At 32.9% G+C, this 19,652-nt stretch carries 18 protein-coding genes; 16 read left to right on the top strand and 2 right to left on the bottom strand.

Going from position 1 to position 19,652, the window contains the following annotated elements:
• Nucleotides 1–216: 216 nt before the first annotated feature.
• Nucleotides 217–1,581, bottom strand: a complete 1,365-nt coding sequence (gene pdxR, locus ACVBFA_RS09595) for a MocR-like pyridoxine biosynthesis transcription factor PdxR (RefSeq protein ID WP_002475570.1) — start codon at nt 1,579–1,581, stop codon at nt 217–219.
• A gap of 96 nt (nt 1,582–1,677) precedes the next feature.
• On the opposite strand from pdxR, the gene pdxS reads away from it, so the two are divergent.
• Together pdxS and pdxT are read left to right on the top strand one after the other, a co-directional pair.
• On the top strand, nt 1,678–2,565 hold the full coding sequence (pdxS, locus tag ACVBFA_RS09590; protein WP_001830030.1) for a pyridoxal 5'-phosphate synthase lyase subunit PdxS: 888 nt from the start codon (nt 1,678–1,680) through the stop codon (nt 2,563–2,565).
• A gap of 2 nt (nt 2,566–2,567) precedes the next feature.
• Nucleotides 2,568–3,125, top strand: a complete 558-nt coding sequence (gene pdxT / locus ACVBFA_RS09585; protein WP_032603020.1) for a pyridoxal 5'-phosphate synthase glutaminase subunit PdxT — start codon at nt 2,568–2,570, stop codon at nt 3,123–3,125.
• Between the two features lie 575 nt (nt 3,126–3,700).
• On the opposite strand, the gene ACVBFA_RS09580 is transcribed toward pdxT, so the two are convergent.
• Nucleotides 3,701–4,915, bottom strand: a complete 1,215-nt coding sequence (locus tag ACVBFA_RS09580) for a NupC/NupG family nucleoside CNT transporter (protein ID WP_126122428.1) — start codon at nt 4,913–4,915, stop codon at nt 3,701–3,703.
• Between the two features lie 157 nt (nt 4,916–5,072).
• On the opposite strand from ACVBFA_RS09580, the gene ACVBFA_RS09575 reads away from it, so the two are divergent.
• From ACVBFA_RS09575 to rpmG, 14 genes are all read left to right on the top strand, one after another.
• A complete protein-coding gene (locus tag ACVBFA_RS09575) occupies nt 5,073–5,534 on the top strand; it encodes a CtsR family transcriptional regulator (protein WP_001832288.1) in 462 nt (153 codons plus the stop codon).
• 20 nt (nt 5,535–5,554) lie between these two features.
• Entirely contained in the window at nt 5,555–6,118 is a 564-nt protein-coding gene (locus tag ACVBFA_RS09570; RefSeq protein WP_002475503.1) for a UvrB/UvrC motif-containing protein, read from the top strand.
• A complete protein-coding gene (locus tag ACVBFA_RS09565) occupies nt 6,108–7,115 on the top strand; it encodes a protein arginine kinase (protein WP_080033635.1) in 1,008 nt (335 codons plus the stop codon). Before ACVBFA_RS09570 ends, ACVBFA_RS09565 begins: the two co-directional genes overlap by 11 nt.
• 13 nt (nt 7,116–7,128) lie before the next feature.
• Entirely contained in the window at nt 7,129–9,582 is a 2,454-nt protein-coding gene (locus ACVBFA_RS09560) for an ATP-dependent Clp protease ATP-binding subunit (protein WP_126122429.1), read from the top strand.
• A gap of 708 nt (nt 9,583–10,290) precedes the next feature.
• Nucleotides 10,291–11,664, top strand: a complete 1,374-nt coding sequence (radA, locus tag ACVBFA_RS09555; RefSeq protein ID WP_002458651.1) for a DNA repair protein RadA — start codon at nt 10,291–10,293, stop codon at nt 11,662–11,664.
• Between the two features lie 53 nt (nt 11,665–11,717).
• Nucleotides 11,718–12,776, top strand: a complete 1,059-nt coding sequence (locus ACVBFA_RS09550) for a PIN/TRAM domain-containing protein (protein ID WP_002486699.1) — start codon at nt 11,718–11,720, stop codon at nt 12,774–12,776.
• Between the two features lie 410 nt (nt 12,777–13,186).
• Nucleotides 13,187–14,641 carry a glutamate--tRNA ligase gene (gene gltX / locus ACVBFA_RS09545; RefSeq protein ID WP_038813067.1) on the top strand — a complete coding sequence of 485 codons (1,455 nt, stop codon included), beginning with the start codon at nt 13,187–13,189 and terminating at the stop codon, nt 14,639–14,641.
• A 408-nt stretch (nt 14,642–15,049) separates the two neighbouring features.
• On the top strand, nt 15,050–15,679 hold the full coding sequence (gene cysE, locus ACVBFA_RS09540) for a serine O-acetyltransferase (protein WP_172952487.1): 630 nt from the start codon (nt 15,050–15,052) through the stop codon (nt 15,677–15,679).
• The gene (gene cysS, locus ACVBFA_RS09535; RefSeq protein WP_002486692.1) at nt 15,663–17,063 is read left to right on the top strand and encodes a cysteine--tRNA ligase; all 1,401 of its coding nucleotides are present in this window, start codon (nt 15,663–15,665) and stop codon (nt 17,061–17,063) included. Before cysE ends, cysS begins: the two co-directional genes overlap by 17 nt.
• Before the next feature lie 4 nt (nt 17,064–17,067).
• A complete protein-coding gene (locus ACVBFA_RS09530) occupies nt 17,068–17,454 on the top strand; it encodes a Mini-ribonuclease 3 (protein WP_002486691.1) in 387 nt (128 codons plus the stop codon).
• A gap of 7 nt (nt 17,455–17,461) precedes the next feature.
• Nucleotides 17,462–18,211: a 23S rRNA (guanosine(2251)-2'-O)-methyltransferase RlmB gene (rlmB, locus tag ACVBFA_RS09525; protein WP_002458646.1), complete on the top strand. Its 750-nt coding sequence runs from the start codon at nt 17,462–17,464 to the stop codon at nt 18,209–18,211.
• Nucleotides 18,208–18,735, top strand: a complete 528-nt coding sequence (locus ACVBFA_RS09520; RefSeq protein WP_126122430.1) for an NYN domain-containing protein — start codon at nt 18,208–18,210, stop codon at nt 18,733–18,735. Before rlmB ends, ACVBFA_RS09520 begins: the two co-directional genes overlap by 4 nt.
• 69 nt (nt 18,736–18,804) lie before the next feature.
• Complete coding sequence (locus ACVBFA_RS09515) at nt 18,805–19,380, top strand: sigma-70 family RNA polymerase sigma factor (RefSeq protein WP_126122431.1); 576 nt, start codon at nt 18,805–18,807, stop codon at nt 19,378–19,380.
• A gap of 123 nt (nt 19,381–19,503) precedes the next feature.
• Nucleotides 19,504–19,647, top strand: coding sequence for a 50S ribosomal protein L33 (gene rpmG, locus ACVBFA_RS09510; RefSeq protein ID WP_001832285.1), 144 nt, complete (start codon nt 19,504–19,506; stop codon nt 19,645–19,647).
• Nucleotides 19,648–19,652: the final 5 nt, after the last annotated feature.

Here is a 19,652-nt window from a genome sequence, read left to right as displayed (position 1 = left end):
TTAATCGAGACCGGAAGGTCTCTTTTTTTTTATATGAAAAGAGTTCTAAAAAAGAAAGTATTGATAAATAAATTAGCTACTTAATAACTTTTATAAGAGGTAATTTCATTTGTGGCTTATAAAGGTTAAGTAGCATATCTAACCTTAAATGCTTTAATTACTGTAATGTTTCGTAACAATAATTAAAGCATTTTAAAGTTTCTTAAAGTCTAGTATTTATATGACGAGTGAATGAATTAATGCATTAACATGGTCTTCTAATTCTTCTTTTTTTATCCCCCCAAATCCTAAAATAAATTTTGGATAAGCTTTAGAATAATTTTCGTAATGATAAGGTTTTAATTTTAAATTATTTTTTTTCGCATTTTTTAAACATTGTTTCATCGACAATCCATTATTAACAGTTATTGTAAAATGCATTCCAGTTAGTGCGCCTTCAATCTTTATTTGAGTATTGTATGGCTTTAATCGTTTTAAAATATAATCAAGTTTATCTCTATAAATCTTTCGCATTTTATTCAAATGTCTTTCAAATTTCCCACTTATCATGAATTGAGCAACCATGTGTTGAATGTGCACTGGCACTGTATTTCCCTCTTTATATTTTTGATTATTATATTTGTTCATTAAATTTTGTGGCAAAACAATATATGCAATCCTACAGCTTGGATATAAAGATTTTGAGAAAGTACTAATATAAATGACTTTTCCTTTTGTGTCTAAACTTTGTAATGCAGGTATGGGTTTGCCAAAATATCTAAATTCTGAATCATAATCATCTTCAATAATATATCTTTGCTTTGCTTGATGCGACCAATTGATTAATTGCGTTCTTTTTTTTAAATTGGTGACATAACCAGTTGGAAATTGATGAGAAGGTGTTATATATAAAATATTGTTATTTGTATGTAAAATAGGATCGATTTGTATTCCATTTTGTTCAACTGGTACCTGAATATAACTTATACCTTTTTTATCAAGCGTATGTTTAATTGGTGGATAACTTGGCTGTTCAATAATAAACTCTTCTTTTTTTAGTAAATTGGTTATCATATCGAGTAACTGGCTTGTTGATGATCCAATAATAACTTGATTTGGGTGACAAGTGACGCCACGACTATTAAATAAGTAATGTGAAATTTGTTGCCTTAAAATATATTCTCCTTGACGCTCACCTCGTTGTAATAGTGATAGCTGATGATCTTCAAAAACGTCTTTCGCATATTTTCTAAAAATATGCATAGGAAAACTTTCAGAATCAATTTCAGCTAAATTAAAAGCATATTTATATTGTCGTTGCTTCTTTTCTAAGTTATCAGTGTTTAATTGATTTGTTTGTCGATGTATCACTGGCAATGATTCTATATCGGAAACGAAGTATCCAGATCTAGGTTTCGAATAAATGAAACCTTCATCTACAAGTAATTGATATGCATGTTCTATTGTAGTGTGGCTAACAGATAAATAGTTACTTAACTGTCGTTTAGATGGAAATCTATCATTTGATTGATATTGACCTTCGATAATTTGATTTTTTAACTTTTCATATAACGATAAATAAAGTGGTTGATTTACTTTCAATTAACTGACCCCTATCTTTATGTACAAATTGAACCTTTTTAAATATCAGTTTATCTCGTAAAATATATTTAATCAATAAGAAAAGGGGTAAGTAGTATGTCTAAAATAGTAGGATCAGATCGAGTGAAAAGAGGAATGGCTGAAATGCAAAAAGGCGGTGTCATTATGGACGTCGTTAATGCAGAACAAGCGAAAATTGCTGAAGAAGCCGGAGCTGTTGCCGTAATGGCATTAGAGCGTGTACCATCAGATATTCGTGCTGCTGGTGGTGTTGCACGTATGGCAAATCCTAAAATAGTTGAAGAAGTTATGAATGCTGTTTCAATTCCTGTTATGGCTAAAGCCAGAATTGGTCATATTACAGAAGCGAGAGTTTTAGAATCGATGGGTGTTGACTATATAGATGAGTCTGAAGTACTAACACCTGCAGACGAAGAATATCATTTAAGAAAAGATCAATTTACAGTTCCTTTTGTGTGTGGCTGTCGTAACTTAGGTGAAGCAGCACGACGCATTGGTGAAGGTGCGGCGATGTTGCGTACGAAAGGTGAACCTGGTACTGGTAATATAGTTGAAGCTGTTCGTCATATGCGACGTGTTAATTCTGAAGTTAGCCGTTTAACAGTTATGAACGATGATGAAATTATGACATTTGCAAAAGATTTGGGTGCACCTTATGAAGTATTAAAACAAATTAAAGATAATGGACGTCTTCCTGTAGTTAATTTTGCAGCTGGTGGTGTTGCTACGCCTCAGGATGCAGCACTAATGATGGAATTAGGTGCAGATGGTGTATTTGTTGGTTCAGGTATATTTAAATCTGAAGATCCTGAAAAATTTGCTAAAGCTATCGTTCAAGCTACTACACATTATCAAGATTATGAGTTAATTGGAAAATTGGCAAGTGAGCTAGGTACGGCTATGAAAGGTCTAGATATTAATCAAATTTCACTAGAAGAAAGAATGCAAGAGCGTGGTTGGTAATGATTAAAATTGGTGTTTTAGCCTTACAAGGTGCTGTACGTGAACATATTCGTCATATTGAATTAAGTGGTTATGAAGGCATTGCTATAAAAAGAGTAGAGCAGCTAAATGAAATTGATGGTCTAATATTACCTGGTGGCGAGTCAACAACATTACGTCGTTTAATGGATTTATATGGATTTAAAGAAAAGTTACAACATTTAGATATGCCAATGTTTGGAACATGTGCTGGATTAATCGTTCTTGCAAAAAATGTTGAAAATGAGTCTGGTTATTTAAAGAAATTAGACATAACTGTTGAGCGTAATTCATTCGGTAGACAAGTCGATAGCTTTGAATCTGAACTTGATATTAAAGGGATAGCAAATGATATTGAGGGAGTATTTATTAGAGCACCTCATATTGCTAAAGTGGATAACGGAGTGGAAATACTTAGTAAAGTTGGAGATAAAATAGTAGCCGTCAAACAAGGACAATATCTCGGTGTTTCTTTCCATCCAGAACTAACTGATGATTATCGTATCACTAAGTATTTTATTGAACATATGATTAAACATTAATCATTTTGTAATATTTGATTTTCAAATTACTTTCTATCAAATTTAACAATTTATTTTGAAAGAAGTTTTATAAATTGTAGATTATTTTACTCTACGTATGCGATAACGATTGCTTGTTCTAATTATTTGTCAAAATTCTAATATTTAAATCATTTAAAACATACTAAGATTAGCTATGAAGAAATCTATGACGATAGATTTTTTCATAGCTATTTTTTATAGTTATAGAGAGAAGTAGACTGTCCAGACCCTTGGATTTTAAATCCGTATAAAAAACAAGTCAGCTTTACTCTCGCCTTTTGAAATTCGTTTGTAGTATGTTGGGTTCTTGAAACCGTGTATAGGAAAATGAAATGAGAAAGGTTAAGTAAAGTAATGCTTATTTTAATTATAAGTACTTGACTAATCGTAGGAAGAAGTCTGGGACAAACACTTGTCTCAGGCTTTTTCAATACATTGACAGATTGAGTGTCATTGAAGAAGCTCGGAATTTAGAAAAATGTATCTTTACGATTTGAATTAAAATAAAAGCAAGAGAAACAAAACGTTACTCTTGCTTAAATCTACGTATGTTATTAGATGAAGAATCCTGCAATAGCCGCTGATATAAACGAAACAAGTGTTGCACCAAATAATAATTTTATTCCGAAACGAGCAACAACGTCACCTTTTTCATCATTCAATGATTTAATAGCTCCTGAAATAATACCAATTGAACTAAAGTTTGCGAATGATACTAAGAAGACAGAGGTAATTCCTTTAGCATGTTCCGATAATCCAGTAGCTTTACCTAAATCTTGCATTGCTACAAATTCATTAGATAGTAATTTTGTAGCCATTACTGAACCAGATTGAACTGCATCTTGCCATGGTATTCCAGTTAAAAAAGCGAAAGGTGCAAAAATAAATCCAATAAGCGTTTGGAAGTTCCATTTAATAGCACCGCCAGACACAAAGCTTAAGATTCCACTCACCATTCCATTTAATAAAGCAATAATTGCAATATAACCTATTAGCATTGCGCCTACAATAACTGCCACTTTAAATCCATCTAGTATATACTCCCCAAGCATTTCAAAGAAAGATTGTTTTTTTGTTTCGTTCTCATCAATTAATAATTTGTCGTCTTCCTCATTGACTTTATAAGGATTAATGATAGATGCAATGATAAAACCACCAAACAAGTTAAGCACTACTGCAGTCACAACATATTTTGGTTCAATAAGTGTAAAATAAGCGCCTATAATTGATGCTGATACCGTTGACATCGCTGAAGCAGTTAATGTATATAAGCGTTGTTTAGGTATGTAAGGTAATTGTTTTTTTAATGAGATAAAGACTTCAGATTGTCCTAGAATTGCTGCTGCGACCGCATTGTAAGATTCTAAACGGCCCATTCCATTAATCTTTGAAATTAAAAATCCCAGTAAGTTAATAATTAGTGGCAGTATTCGTGTATATTGTAATATACCTATCAATGCTGAAATAAAAACAATAGGTAACAAAACGCTAAAGAAGAATGGTGGTTGTTTAGGATCAACAAATTTAAAGCCACCAAATACAAAATTGACACCGACCGCTGCTTTAGCTAATAAATAATTAAAACCATCTGAAATACTCCCAATAACTGAAATTCCCAAATTAGTTTTGAGTAATATAAATGCAAATATTAATTGAATTACTAATAGTAATCCAACATATCGCCAGCGAATATTTTTTCTGTCTGAACTAAATAAAACTGCTAGTGCTAAAAAGAAAATGATTCCTAATATCCCAATCACAATATGCATATTTTTTCATTCCTTTAAATTTTTTCTATTTTCTATCATACAACAAAATGAACACGCTAACATCATTAATTTGAAATTTTAAAATCAAATTGGTTGAAAAAGGTCAAAGATGGTCATATAATATAGTCAAAGAAGGTCAAAAAAAGAGGTGATATCTATGCACAATATGTCCGACATCATAGAACAATACATTAAGCGGTTATTTGAAGAAGCAGATGAAGATGTTGTAGAAATACAACGCGCTCATATTGCTCAACGTTTCGATTGTGTTCCTTCTCAACTTAACTATGTTATTAAGACACGTTTCACCAATGAACATGGTTATGAAATTGAAAGTAAACGTGGTGGCGGTGGCTACATTCGAATCACTAAAATTGAAAATAAAGATGCAACAGGTTATATTAATCACTTACTACAATTAATAGGTCCATCTATTTCTCAACAACAAGGGTATTATGTCATAGATGGTTTGTTAGATAAAGGTTTGATTAATGAAAGAGAAGCTAAAATGATACAGACCATTATCGATAGAGAAACTTTAAAAATGGATGTTGTTGCACGCGATATTATAAGAGCTAATATCTTAAAACGATTACTACCAGTTATTAATTATTACTAGGTTAGGTGAGGTGTTTAAAATTGCTTTGTGAAAATTGCCATTTTAATGAAGCGGAAGTTAAACTTACTGTTAAAGGTATAGATAGTACGCATGAAAAATGGGTATGTTCAGTATGTGCCCAAGGAGAAAATCCCTGGTTACATTCTAACGATGATAATACGTATCATACACACCAAGACGATATAGAAGAAGCATTTGTGGTGAAACAGATACTTCAACACCTTGCTGCAAAACATGGTATTAATTTTCATGAGATGGCATTTAAAGAAGAAAAAAGATGCCCAACATGTCAGATGACACTTAAGGATATTGCACATGTTGGTAAGTTTGGGTGTGCTGATTGTTATGCTACGTTTAAAGAAGACATCATTGATATAGTTCAACGTGTTCAAGGTGGTCAATTTGAGCATGTAGGAAAAACACCACAATCATCGTATAAGAAACTTGCAATAAAAAAGCAAATTGAAGAAAAATCAAAATATCTAAATAAATTGATAAATGATCAAGAGTTTGAAGAGGCAGCGATTGTTCGTGATGAAATTAAAGCTTTAAAAAGTGAAAGCGAGGTGTCTCATGATGAGTAATATCCATACTAATATTAGTGAGTGGATGAAGATGTCTGAGGAGACACCTGTTATTATTTCTTCTAGAATACGATTAGCTAGAAATCTTGAAAATCATGTCCATCCACTTATGTTCCCTTCAGAGCAAGAAGGATATCGAGTGATTAATGAAGTTCAAGATGCGCTTCCCAACTTAACTTTGAATCGATTAGATACGATGGATCAACAAAGTAAAATGAAATTGGTTGCGAAACATCTTGTAAGTCCTGAACTAGTGAAACAACCTGCTTCAGCAGTAATGTTAAATGATGATGAATCGGTAAGTGTCATGATAAACGAAGAAGATCATATACGAATACAGGCTCTAGGAACTGATTTATCGCTAAAGGATTTATATCAACGTGCTTCTAAAATCGATGATGAATTAGATAAAGCGTTAGACATTAGTTATGATGAGCATTTAGGATATTTAACTACCTGTCCTACTAATATTGGTACAGGAATGCGTGCAAGTGTGATGTTACATTTACCTGGACTCTCCATTATGAAAAGAATGAACAGAATTGCACAAACAATTAACCGTTTTGGATTTACAATTCGAGGTATATACGGAGAAGGGTCACAAGTATATGGTCATATTTATCAGGTTTCAAATCAACTTACATTAGGAAAAACAGAAGAAGACATCATCGATAGCTTAACTGAAGTCGTAAATCAAATTATAAATGAAGAAAAGCAAATAAGAGAAAGACTTGATAAACACAATCCTGTAGAGACACTAGATAGAGTTTATCGATCATTAGGTGTACTACAAAACAGTAGAATTATTTCTATGGAAGAAGCCTCATATCGTTTAAGCGAAGTGAAACTAGGTATTGATTTGAATTATATTTTGCTTGAAAATTTTAAATTTAATGAATTAATGGTAGCAATACAGTCGCCATTTTTAATAGATGACGAAGATAATAGAACAGTAAATGAAAAAAGAGCTGATTTATTAAGAGAGCATATAAAATAGGAGGTATTTATACATGTTATTTGGTAGATTGACAGAGCGTGCACAACGTGTGTTGGCACATGCACAAGAAGAAGCAATTCGTTTGAACCATTCTAATATTGGAACAGAACATCTTTTGCTTGGTTTAATGAAAGAGCCAGAAGGTATAGCTGCAAAGGTATTAGAAAGTTTTAATATTACTGAAGATAAAGTCATCGAAGAAGTTGAAAAACTTATCGGTCACGGTCAAGAGCAAATGGGCACACTACATTATACACCGAGAGCAAAAAAAGTAATTGAACTGTCTATGGATGAAGCTCGAAAGCTACATCATAACTTTGTAGGAACAGAGCATATTCTATTAGGTTTAATTAGAGAAAATGAAGGTGTTGCAGCACGTGTGTTTGCAAACCTAGATTTAAATATTACTAAAGCACGTGCCCAAGTTGTAAAAGCTTTAGGAAGTCCAGAAATGAGTAATAAAAATGCGCAAGCTAATAAGTCTAATAACACGCCTACTTTAGATGGATTAGCTAGAGATTTAACTGTTATTGCTAAAGATGGAACGTTAGATCCAGTTGTAGGACGAGATAAAGAGATTACTCGTGTAATTGAAGTTTTAAGTCGTCGTACTAAAAATAATCCTGTGCTAATTGGTGAACCCGGTGTTGGTAAAACAGCAATTGCTGAGGGACTTGCGCAAGCAATTGTTAAAAATGAAGTACCAGAAAATTTAAAAGACAAACGTGTAATGTCATTAGATATGGGTACAGTCGTAGCTGGCACTAAATATCGTGGTGAATTTGAAGAAAGATTGAAAAAAGTAATGGAGGAAATTCATCAAGCTGGTAATGTTATTCTATTTATCGATGAACTTCATACTTTAGTTGGTGCTGGTGGCGCAGAAGGAGCAATTGATGCATCTAATATTTTAAAACCTGCTTTAGCTCGCGGAGAATTGCAATGTATAGGTGCCACAACATTAGATGAATATCGTAAAAATATAGAAAAAGACGCTGCACTAGAACGTCGTTTCCAACCAATTCAAGTGGATGAACCTACAGTTGAAGACACGATTGAAATCTTAAAAGGATTACGTGACCGTTATGAGGCTCATCACAGAATTAATATTTCAGATGAAGCTTTAGAAGCGGCTGCTAAATTGAGTGATCGCTATGTTTCAGATCGTTTCTTGCCCGATAAAGCCATTGACTTAATTGATGAGGCAAGTTCAAAAGTTAGACTTAAAAGTCATACAACTCCAAGTAATTTAAAAGAGATTGAACAAGAAATTGATAAAGTAAAAAATGAAAAAGATGCTGCAGTTCATGCCCAAGAATTTGAAAATGCCGCTAATTTAAGAGATAAGCAATCTAAACTTGAAAAGCAATATGAAGATGCTAAAAATGAATGGAAAAATGCACAAGGTGGTTTAGATACTGCCTTATCTGAAGAAAATATCGCTGAAGTAATAGCTGGTTGGACGGGTATTCCTCTAACTAAAATTAATGAAACTGAATCAGATCGTTTATTGAATCTTGAAGATACACTTCATAAACGTGTCATTGGACAAAACGATGCTGTGAATTCAATTAGTAAAGCTGTTCGAAGAGCTCGTGCTGGTCTTAAAGATCCAAAACGTCCAATCGGTAGTTTTATTTTCTTAGGACCTACAGGTGTCGGTAAAACTGAATTAGCACGTGCTTTAGCTGAATCTATGTTTGGTGAAGATGATGCAATGATTCGCGTAGATATGAGTGAATTTATGGAGAAACATGCTGTCAGTCGATTAGTTGGTGCACCTCCAGGATATGTAGGACATGATGACGGCGGTCAATTGACTGAAAAAGTTAGACGTAAACCATACTCTGTCATTTTATTTGATGAAATTGAGAAAGCACATCCTGACGTTTTTAATATTCTTCTACAAGTTTTAGATGATGGTCATTTAACAGATACTAAAGGTCGTACTGTGGACTTCCGTAATACTGTGATTATTATGACTTCTAATGTGGGAGCTCAAGAATTACAAGACCAACGCTTTGCTGGTTTCGGAGGTGCTTCAGAAGGTAGTGACTACGAAACTGTCAGAAAAACAATGATGAAAGAATTAAAAAATTCATTCCGACCAGAATTTTTAAACCGTGTTGATGACATTATTGTCTTCCATAAACTTACAAAAGATGAATTAAAAGAAATTGTTACAATGATGGTAAATAAACTTACACACCGTCTTTCAGAGCAAAATATTAATATTGTTGTTACTGATAAAGCGAAAGAAAAAATTGCAGAAGAAGGATATGATCCTGAATATGGTGCTAGACCACTCATTAGAGCAATTCAAAAAACGGTTGAAGATAATTTAAGTGAATTGATTTTAGATGGAAATAAAATTGAAGGTAAAGAAGTAACAATTGATCATGATGGTAAAGAATTTAAGTATGATATTCATGAAAGTACAACCAAAAAAGAAACAACAGAATCATAATTAAATTTTTATAACTTTAATTTCACATATTGAATTACTACAATTATAACGTTAAATATTAAATTAAAAAGAGTGAGATAGAAAGCTTAAGTAATTCGCTGTCTCACTTGGCAATGAGGACTAGAGTTGAAAATTGAGATTAGACTAAGTACAACTCGGTTGTCAATTGCCAATAAATAAAATGCCTGGGACAATCGTTGTCTCAGGCATTTTATTTACTAAGATAAGTAACACAGAATGAGGGAAATCAATTTAAAATTTTTAATGATGTACTTAACAATATTTGTTAATCATAATATTTTAGTTCATTACTAAATAATGAATCGCTTTTAATCATTGGTTCACATATTAAATGAAAACAGTATTATGAGATTTTTCATAGGTTATTGTTTTATTTCTTATTAATTATCGATGACATGATTATCTTTATAATATTGCTTTTTTATAAAATTAATAGACCGCTAAATCAAAGGTTCCTAGTTTTTATTTAAAAATTCACTTATATTTTTGCTGAATCATCATTAAGGTAATTGCCAGAATGTATAAACAGATAAGCATATGATAAATGTTATAGGTTCATTATAGAAATATTATGAAAGGGTTATAGACTTATAAGTGTGTTATCAACATCATTATTTATTTTTAATTTGTCAGATTCAACTTGTCAGTTTAAAATAGATTTGTTCATATTAAATCGGAGGTGTCTCAATGGCCAAGAAAAAAGTAATATTCGAATGTATGGCATGTGGCTATCAATCTCCTAAGTGGATGGGTAAGTGCCCTAACTGCGGCGCGTGGAATCAAATGGAAGAAATAGTAGAAAAGGTTGCTCATCCTAAACATGGTGTAAAAACAAAAGAAACAGCAGGTAAGGTACAAAAGTTAAATAGTGTTAAGCATGAAGCTACCCCTAGACTACTTACAGAATCAAAGGAATTTAACCGCGTTTTAGGTGGAGGTATTGTAAGTGGTTCATTAGTACTAATAGGTGGAGACCCAGGTATTGGTAAGTCGACTTTATTGCTACAAATTTGTGCTGCGCTGTCACAAAATAAGAATGTTTTATATATTACTGGTGAGGAATCTATTAATCAAACTAAGTTGCGCGCTGATCGTTTGGAAGAAGATTCTAGTCATCTTAATGTTTTAGCCGAAACTGATTTAGAAGTGATACATCAAACTGTAAAAGAAGAGAGACCTGACTTACTTGTTGTTGATTCGATTCAAACAATCTATCATCCGGAAATTAGTTCTGCACCTGGATCGGTATCACAAGTAAGAGAGAGTACACAAAGTTTAATGAACATTGCTAAACAGATGAATATTGCCACATTTATTGTGGGACACGTAACAAAAGAAGGACAAATCGCCGGACCAAGATTATTGGAACATATGGTTGATACAGTTCTTTATTTTGAAGGAGACGAGCATCACGCTTATCGTATCCTTAGAGCAGTAAAAAATAGATTTGGTTCTACAAATGAGATGGGGATTTTCGAAATGAAGCAAAGTGGATTAAAAGGTGTACTTAATCCTTCTGAAATGTTTTTAGAGGAACGTTCTACAAATGTTCCGGGCTCTACAATCGTCCCCACTATGGAAGGAACAAGACCACTACTCATTGAAGTCCAAGCGCTTGTTACACCAACTACATTTAATAATCCTAGACGAATGGCTACAGGTATAGATCATAATCGATTAAGTTTACTTATGGCGGTTCTAGAAAAAAAGGAAAACTATTTACTCCAACAACAAGATGCCTATATTAAAGTAGCAGGTGGCGTCAAATTAACAGAACCTGCTGTTGATTTAAGTATTATTGTTGCGACAGCATCAAGTTTTAAAGATCAAGCTGTTGATGGATTAGATTGTTTTGTGGGTGAAGTTGGATTAACAGGTGAAGTACGCAGAGTATCTCGCATAGAGCAACGTGTTCAAGAAGCGGCCAAACTAGGGTTTAAAAGAGCTATTATTCCACAGACAAATATTGGAGGTTGGACATTCCCAGAAGGCATCCAAGTCGTTGGTGTTTCATCAGTACATGAAGCTTTAAAATATGCATTACATTCAAAACCGAGATAAGCCGTATTATTAAGCCATACTACGATATAACATCAATGGAAGGAGGATATAAGTTGAATATAACAAAAGCAATTGTTGTAGCAATCTATATCATTGTTGGTGCAGCTCTTGGTGTTATAATTATACCTGAAGTTGTTAAAGATCTTGGCATTCATCACCATGCGGTTATCACTAATTATTATGTAGATAGTTTCATAGGCATTATTATATTTTTTATTATATTTGGATTATTCATTAATAAAGTAACATATGCTTTTAAACAATTTGAACAATTAATCATGAGACGCAGTGCGGTAGAAATATTATTTGCTACAATTGGTTTAATTATTGGTTTATTTATTTCAGTGATGGTTTCTTTTATCTTAGAAATGATAGGTAATTCCATATTAAATCACTTTGTACCTATGATTATCACTATTATTTTATGTTATTTAGGCTTTCAATTTGGTCTGAAAAAAAGAGATGAAATGCTTATGTTTTTACCAGAGAATATGGCACGTTCGATGTCTAATAATACACGAAGAGCGACACCTAAGATTGTAGATACAAGTGCAATTATCGATGGAAGGATATTAGATATTATACGTTGCGGATTTATCGATGGTGATATATTAATACCACAAGGCGTTATAAATGAATTACAAGTTATAGCGGATGCTAAAGATAGCGTGAAACGTGAAAAAGGTCAAAGAGGATTAGATATTTTGAATCAACTTTATGATTTAGATTACCCTACACGCGTTATACATCCAACTCAATCCCATAGTGATATAGATACATTATTAATTAAATTAGCACAACAGTATCACGCACATGTGATTACGACTGATTTTAATTTAAATAAAGTATGTCATGTTCAAGGAATTACTGCACTCAACGTTAATGATTTATCGGAAGCAATCAAACCTAATGTACATCAAGGCGACCAGTTAAGTATTTTATTAACGAAGATAGGTAAAGAGCCAGGACAAGGCGTAGGATATTTAGATGATGGTACAATGGTGGTTGTTGATAACGCGAAGAGTTACATTGGTCAACAAGTTGATTTAGAGGTCGTAAGTTTGTTACAAACATCATCAGGAAGAATTGTTTTTGCGAAATTTGTTGACTGAAAATTTTATAGATTATCTTTGTTAGAATAAGGGTTTCATGTGAAACGTACCTTACGAATTTAGGTGCTATATTTAATTGAAATATTTCAAATTGGTTTTATTTAACAAGGTTATACATATTAAACATGTGACTTATCAAAGAGGCCTTTAAGTGCTACAATATTATTGAAATGTTAGGTGGATTAGAATATTCAATATTTAATCAAGTTATTCATCAAGGTATACTTTAGCGTATCCTTATCGTTTGAATAACTTTTTTAAAATTAAACGACTTACAATAAACTACTGCATTTATTTGCATATTTTGTTAGTGGTCATAGTTATCATTTTATTGATGTATAATTTGCAAAGTATTTTAATTAATATTTGGCTATTTATTATCCACACAATTAATAGTAGGAGTGAAAATAATGAGTGAACGTATCAGAGTAAGATATGCGCCAAGTCCAACAGGATATTTGCATATTGGTAATGCAAGAACAGCATTATTCAATTATTTATTTGCTAAACATTATAATGGTGATTTTGTTGTTCGCATAGAAGATACAGATAGTAAACGTAATTTAAAAGATGGTGAATCTTCACAATTCGATAATCTAAAATGGTTAGGTTTGGATTGGGATGAATCCGTCGATAAAGATAAAGGTTTTGGACCTTATCGTCAATCTGAACGTGCAGAAATCTATAATCCACTAATTCAACAGCTATTAGAGGAAGACAAAGCATATAAATGTTATATGACTGAAGAAGAGTTAGAAGCAGAGCGTGAAGCTCAAATTGCCCGTGGAGAGATGCCAAGATATGGTGGACAACATGCGCACTTAACAGAAGAACAGCGTCAACAGTACGAAGCGGAAGGGCGTAAACCATCAATTCGTTTCCGTGTGCCTAAAGATCAAACATATACGTTCAATGACATGGTTAAAGGAGAAATTTCCTTTGAATCTGACAATATCGGAGACTGGGTAATTGTAAAAAAAGATGGTGTTCCGACTTATAATTTTGCAGTTGCCGTAGATGATCATTATATGCAAATATCAGATGTTATACGTGGTGATGACCATGTTTCGAATACACCTAAGCAGTTAATGATATATGAAGCATTTGGATGGGAAGCACCTCGTTTTGGTCATATGTCACTCATTGTTAATGAAGAGCGTAAAAAGTTAAGCAAGCGGGATGGTCAAATCCTACAATTTATCGAGCAATATCGTGATTTAGGATATCTTCCAGAAGCATTATTTAACTTTATTACATTATTAGGTTGGTCACCTGAAGGTGAAGAGGAAATCTTTTCTAAAGAAGAATTTATAAAGATTTTTGATGAAAAACGCTTGTCTAAGTCTCCAGCTATGTTCGATAGACAAAAACTTGCTTGGGTTAACAACCAGTATATGAAAACAAAAGATACAGAAACAGTATTTGAACTTGCATTACCTCATTTAATCAAGGCTAATCTTATACCTGAAAACCCATCAGAAAAGGATAGAGAATGGGGACGTAAATTAATAGCGTTGTATCAAAAAGAAATGAGTTACGCTGGTGAAATTGTTCCATTATCAGAAATGTTCTTCCATGAAATGCCGGAACTAGGAAAAGATGAACAAGAGGTATTACAAGGAGAACAAGTGCCAGAACTAATGAACCACTTATATGGTAAATTAGAATCTTTAGAATCATTTGAGGCAACTGAAATTAAAAAAATGATTAAAGAAGTTCAAAAAGAAACTGGTATTAAAGGTAAACAATTATTTATGCCTATTCGTGTTGCTGTTACTGGACAAATGCATGGTCCTGAATTACCTAACACAATTGAAGTATTAGGCAAAGATAAAGTATTGTCACGCTTAAAAAAACTTGTTTAAATAAATAGGATTAGTTATTTATTTAATAAATATTAAGTCATAAAGTGTTTACGACTTGAAATTTTACAAGTGACAACATATGATTATAAATATAAAATGATTCAAAGGATTAGTAGTTAAATGTTTATGTGTCAGAGAGTGTGCGGGAGCTGTGAGCACATCATAAATATTAATGAATGCACCTTTGTTAATAAAAATAAATAATTGAGATGAGAATAGTAATAAATCAAATATGAGTATTGCTATTAAATGAAGAGTGGAACCGTGCGAGAGCGCCTCTAGCAACAAATGTTAGAGGTGCTCTTTTCATATTTTTAAACTATGCTATCAGTGATATTCCGTGTAGTGATTTAAACGTGTTGAAATTAATTTGATTAGACTAAGGGGGAGACGTTCGTGTTAAAAAGAATGAGAGACGATATAAAGATGGTGTTTGAACAGGATCCTGCAGCGCGATCGACTTTAGAAGTAATAACTACTTACGCTGGATTACATGCAGTTTGGAGTCACTTAATTGCCCATAAATTATATAAAAATAGACGTTATGTAGCAGCCAGAATGATTTCTCAATTATCACGTTTTTTCACCGGAATCGAAATACATCCAGGTGCAAAAATTGGTAAGCGTTTATTTATCGACCATGGCATGGGTGTAGTTATTGGAGAAACATGTACAATTGGTGATAATGTCACTATTTATCAAGGAGTTACTTTAGGTGGTACAGGTAAAGAAAAAGGAAAGCGCCATCCTGATATTGGTGATAATGTGTTGATAGCAGCTGGATCTAAGATATTAGGTAATATAAAAATTGAATCAAATGTGAATATTGGAGCTAATTCTGTAGTATTACAGTCAGTTCCTAGTTATACAACTGTAGTAGGTATACCAGGTCACATTGTTAAACAAGAAGGTAGACGTATTGGTAAAACATTTGATCACCGTAACTTACCTGATCCACTTTTTGAACAAATTAAACACTTAGAAAGACAACTTGAAAAAGCTAAGAATGGAGAGATTCAAGATGATTACATTATATAATACCTTAACACGTCGGAAAGAGACGTTTGAGCCCATTGAACCAGGTAAGGTCAAAATGTATGTATGTGGGCCGACAGTTTACAATTATATTCATATTGGAAATGCACGACCAGCTATTAATTATGATGTAGTCAGAAGATATTTCGAATATAAGGGATATGAGGTCATTTATGTTTCTAATTTCACAGACGTTGATGATAAACTCATTAATCGCTCTAAAGAACTCAATGAAAGTGTTCCTGAAATTGCTGAAAAGTATATTAAAGCTTTTTATGAGGACGTTGGTGCTTTGAATGTGAAAAAGGCTACATCTAATCCGCGTGTGATGCACCATATGGGTGAAATTATTGATTTTATCAAGGAATTAGTAGATGAAGGTTATGCATATGAAAGTGACGGTGATGTCTATTTTAGAACACGTCAATTTGATGGATATGGTAAGTTAAGTCATCAATCATTAGATGATTTGAAAGTTGGCGCTCGTATTGAAGCTGGAGAACAAAAAGAAGATGCGTTAGATTTTACTTTATGGAAGAAAGCTAAGCCAGGGGAAATTAGTTGGAATAGTCCGTTTGGTAAAGGTAGACCAGGTTGGCACATTGAATGTTCGGTAATGGCTTATCATGAACTAGGACCTACAATAGATATTCACGCAGGTGGTTCAGATTTACAATTTCCGCATCATGAAAATGAAATTGCTCAATCAGAGGCTCATAATCATGCTCCTTTCGCAAATTATTGGATGCATAATGGTTTTATTAATATTGATAATGAGAAAATGAGTAAGTCTCTAGGAAATTTCATTTTAGTTCACGATATCATTAAAGAAGTCGATCCAGACGTATTACGATTCTTTATGATTAGTGTGCATTATCGTAGCCCAATAAACTACAATTTAGAATTAGTAGGTGCGGCGCGAAGTGGTCTTGAACGTATACGTAATAGCTACAAGTTAATTGAGGAAAGAGAAGAAATTGCTACAGATTTGGAAGAACAATCAGAATATATACAACAAATAGATAAAATACTAAATCAATTTGAAACAGTAATGGATGATGACTTTAATACTGCTAATGCAGTAACTGCATGGTATGACTTAGCTAAACTTGCAAATAAATATGTATTAGAAAACACAACTTCAACAAAAGTTTTAAATAGATTTAAAGAAGTGTATAGCATTTTTAGTGACGTTCTTGGTGTACCACTTAAGAGTAAAGAAACAGAAGAGTTACTAGATGAAGACATTGAACAATTGATTGAGGAGCGTAATGAAGCACGTAAAAATAAAGATTTCGCTCGAGCAGATGAAATTAGAGATATGTTAAAAGCACGTCATATCATTTTAGAAGATACCCCACAAGGTGTAAGATTTAAACGTGGCTAAACATATGAATGTAAAACTTCTTAATCCTTTAACATTGGCATATATGGGTGATGCAGTACTTGATCAACATGTGCGTGAATATATCGTGCTAAAATTACAAAGTAAACCTCATCGTTTGCACCAAGTATCGAAAAGTTACGTTTCAGCGAAAAGTCAAGCTGAGACTTTAGAGTATTTGTTAGAGATTGACTGGTTTACAGAGGAAGAGCTAAGTGTTTTAAAACGAGGACGTAACGCTAAAAGTTATACAAAAGCTAAAAATACTGACATTCAAACTTATCGCAAAAGTTCAGCGTTAGAAGCTGTTATCGGATTTTTATATTTAGACCATCAATCAGAACGATTAGAAAACTTATTAGAAACAATTGTTAGGATAGTGGATGAAAGGTAGTGTGAATGTGGAAGATATAGTGATAGTAGGCAGACACGCAGTTAAAGAAGCAATTATATCAGGTCACGCCATAAATAAGATTTTGATTCAAGATGGTATAAAAAAGCAACAAATTAACGACATTTTAAAAAATGCAAAATCACAAAAATTAATTGTACAAACGGTACCAAAATCTAAATTAGATTTTTTAGCAAATGCACCTCACCAGGGTGTGGCTGCTTTAGTAGCCCCATATGAATATGCAAACTTCGATGAATTTTTACAAAAACAAAAGAAAAAAGACCGTTATTCAACTGTTATCATTTTAGATGGTTTAGAAGATCCGCATAATCTTGGCTCTATATTAAGAACAGCAGATGCTTCTGGTGTTGATGCGGTTATTATACCTAAAAGACGATCAGTTGCGTTAACACAGACCGTTGCCAAAGCTTCTACAGGAGCGATTCAGCATGTTCCGGTCATAAGAGTTACTAATCTTTCGAAAACTATCGATGAATTAAAAGACAGCGGCTTTTGGATTGCGGGTACAGAAGCTAGTAATGCAACGGATTATAGAGATTTACAAGCAGATATGTCACTAGGTATTGTTATAGGTAGTGAGGGGCAAGGTATGAGCCGTTTAGTGAGTGATAAGTGTGATTTTCATATTAAGATTCCAATGGTTGGACATGTCAATAGCTTGAACGCTTCTGTGGCTGCAAGTTTAATGATGTATGAAGTATATCGTAAACGTCATCAGTTAGAGGAAAAGTCATGAAGAAAAGATACTTAATTATAGATGGCTACAATATGATTGGCCAATCCTCAACACTTAGCACTGTTGCTAAAGAGAATTTAGAAGAAGCTAGAGAGCAATTATTAGACACAATTGCCAACTACAATGCATTAATAGCAGATGAAATTGTCTGTGTATTTGATGCCTATGAACAGTCAGGGATAGAAAGGGAATACTTCTATCATGGCGTCAAAACAATCTTTACTAAAGAAAAAGAAACTGCAGATAGTTTTATAGAACGCTACGTGTATGAACTATATAATAAACACACGACACACATTACCGTTGTAACAAGTGATATGAGTGAACAACATGCTATTTTTGGTTCAGGTGCATATCGTATTTCTTCAAGAGAAATGTGGCGTGAATTAAAAGAAAATGAGGTTGTTGTTAACAAGTCACTTGATGATTTTAGCGAAAAGAAACCAAGAATTAGAATTCCGTTATCTAATGAGATACTTGAAGAATTTGAAAAGATTAGACGTGGCAATCAGAATAAAGACTAATTTTGTTCTGTTGTGATTTTAGATAGATTTCATATAAACTAATTTCAACTTACTCGAAAGGTTAGATATATGAATCTGAATAAACAGCAACAAGAATATACAGCAATGCGTCTATCGCAAACAGAAAATAAATGTTCTGAAGAACTATTTGAGTCTTTAATAGAAGAACTAAAGCCACTGATTTACAAAAAAATAAGGTGTATCTCCCATAATAAGTATGACATTGAGGACATGTATCAAGAGATTGTTATTAAATTCTACCGTGCCTTGCATAAATTCGACCATCAACAAGGTGTACCAATAGAACACTATATTTACTTCTTAATTCGTTCGGTTAAATATGACTATCTTAGAAAAGTAAGAGCGAATTATAAACGTCAACCGCTACTTGTTAATGAATATATTGTTGAATATAATGCTACTTTGGCATTAAACGATATAGAAAGATCGATAATTAGAAAAGAATTAACATTAGCTTTTAAAAGAAGCGAAGACAAACTCAGTCGAATGGAAAGACGTATTATTCGATTACTACTTAATGATTACAAGCCAAAAGAGATTGCCATGGTTTTAAATTTAGAATCCAAAGTTGTTTATAATGCGATTCAACGTAGTAAATGGAAACTTAAAAGAAGTTTTAAATAAGAAAATAATATGTAAATAGTATACTGTATAGTGAGGAAATTATAGCGTGGCGTATAAGTTTGACATTTAATACAATACTTATGTATAGTATATTGGTATTATAATGAGTAAAGGTGAATAATTGTGAAGAAAGTACCTTTGAATTGTGAGAATTGTGGCAATCGGAATTACAATGTTCCTAAAAAAGAAGGCTCAGCAACGAGACTTACTTTAAAAAAATACTGTCCAAGATGTAACGCGCATACAGTTCATAAAGAATCAAAATAAGATGG

The organism is Staphylococcus sp. MSU001 (assembly GCF_052976705.1).
Note: the sequence above shows the minus strand (reverse complement) of the source record. Positions and strands in the feature narration are given on the sequence as shown.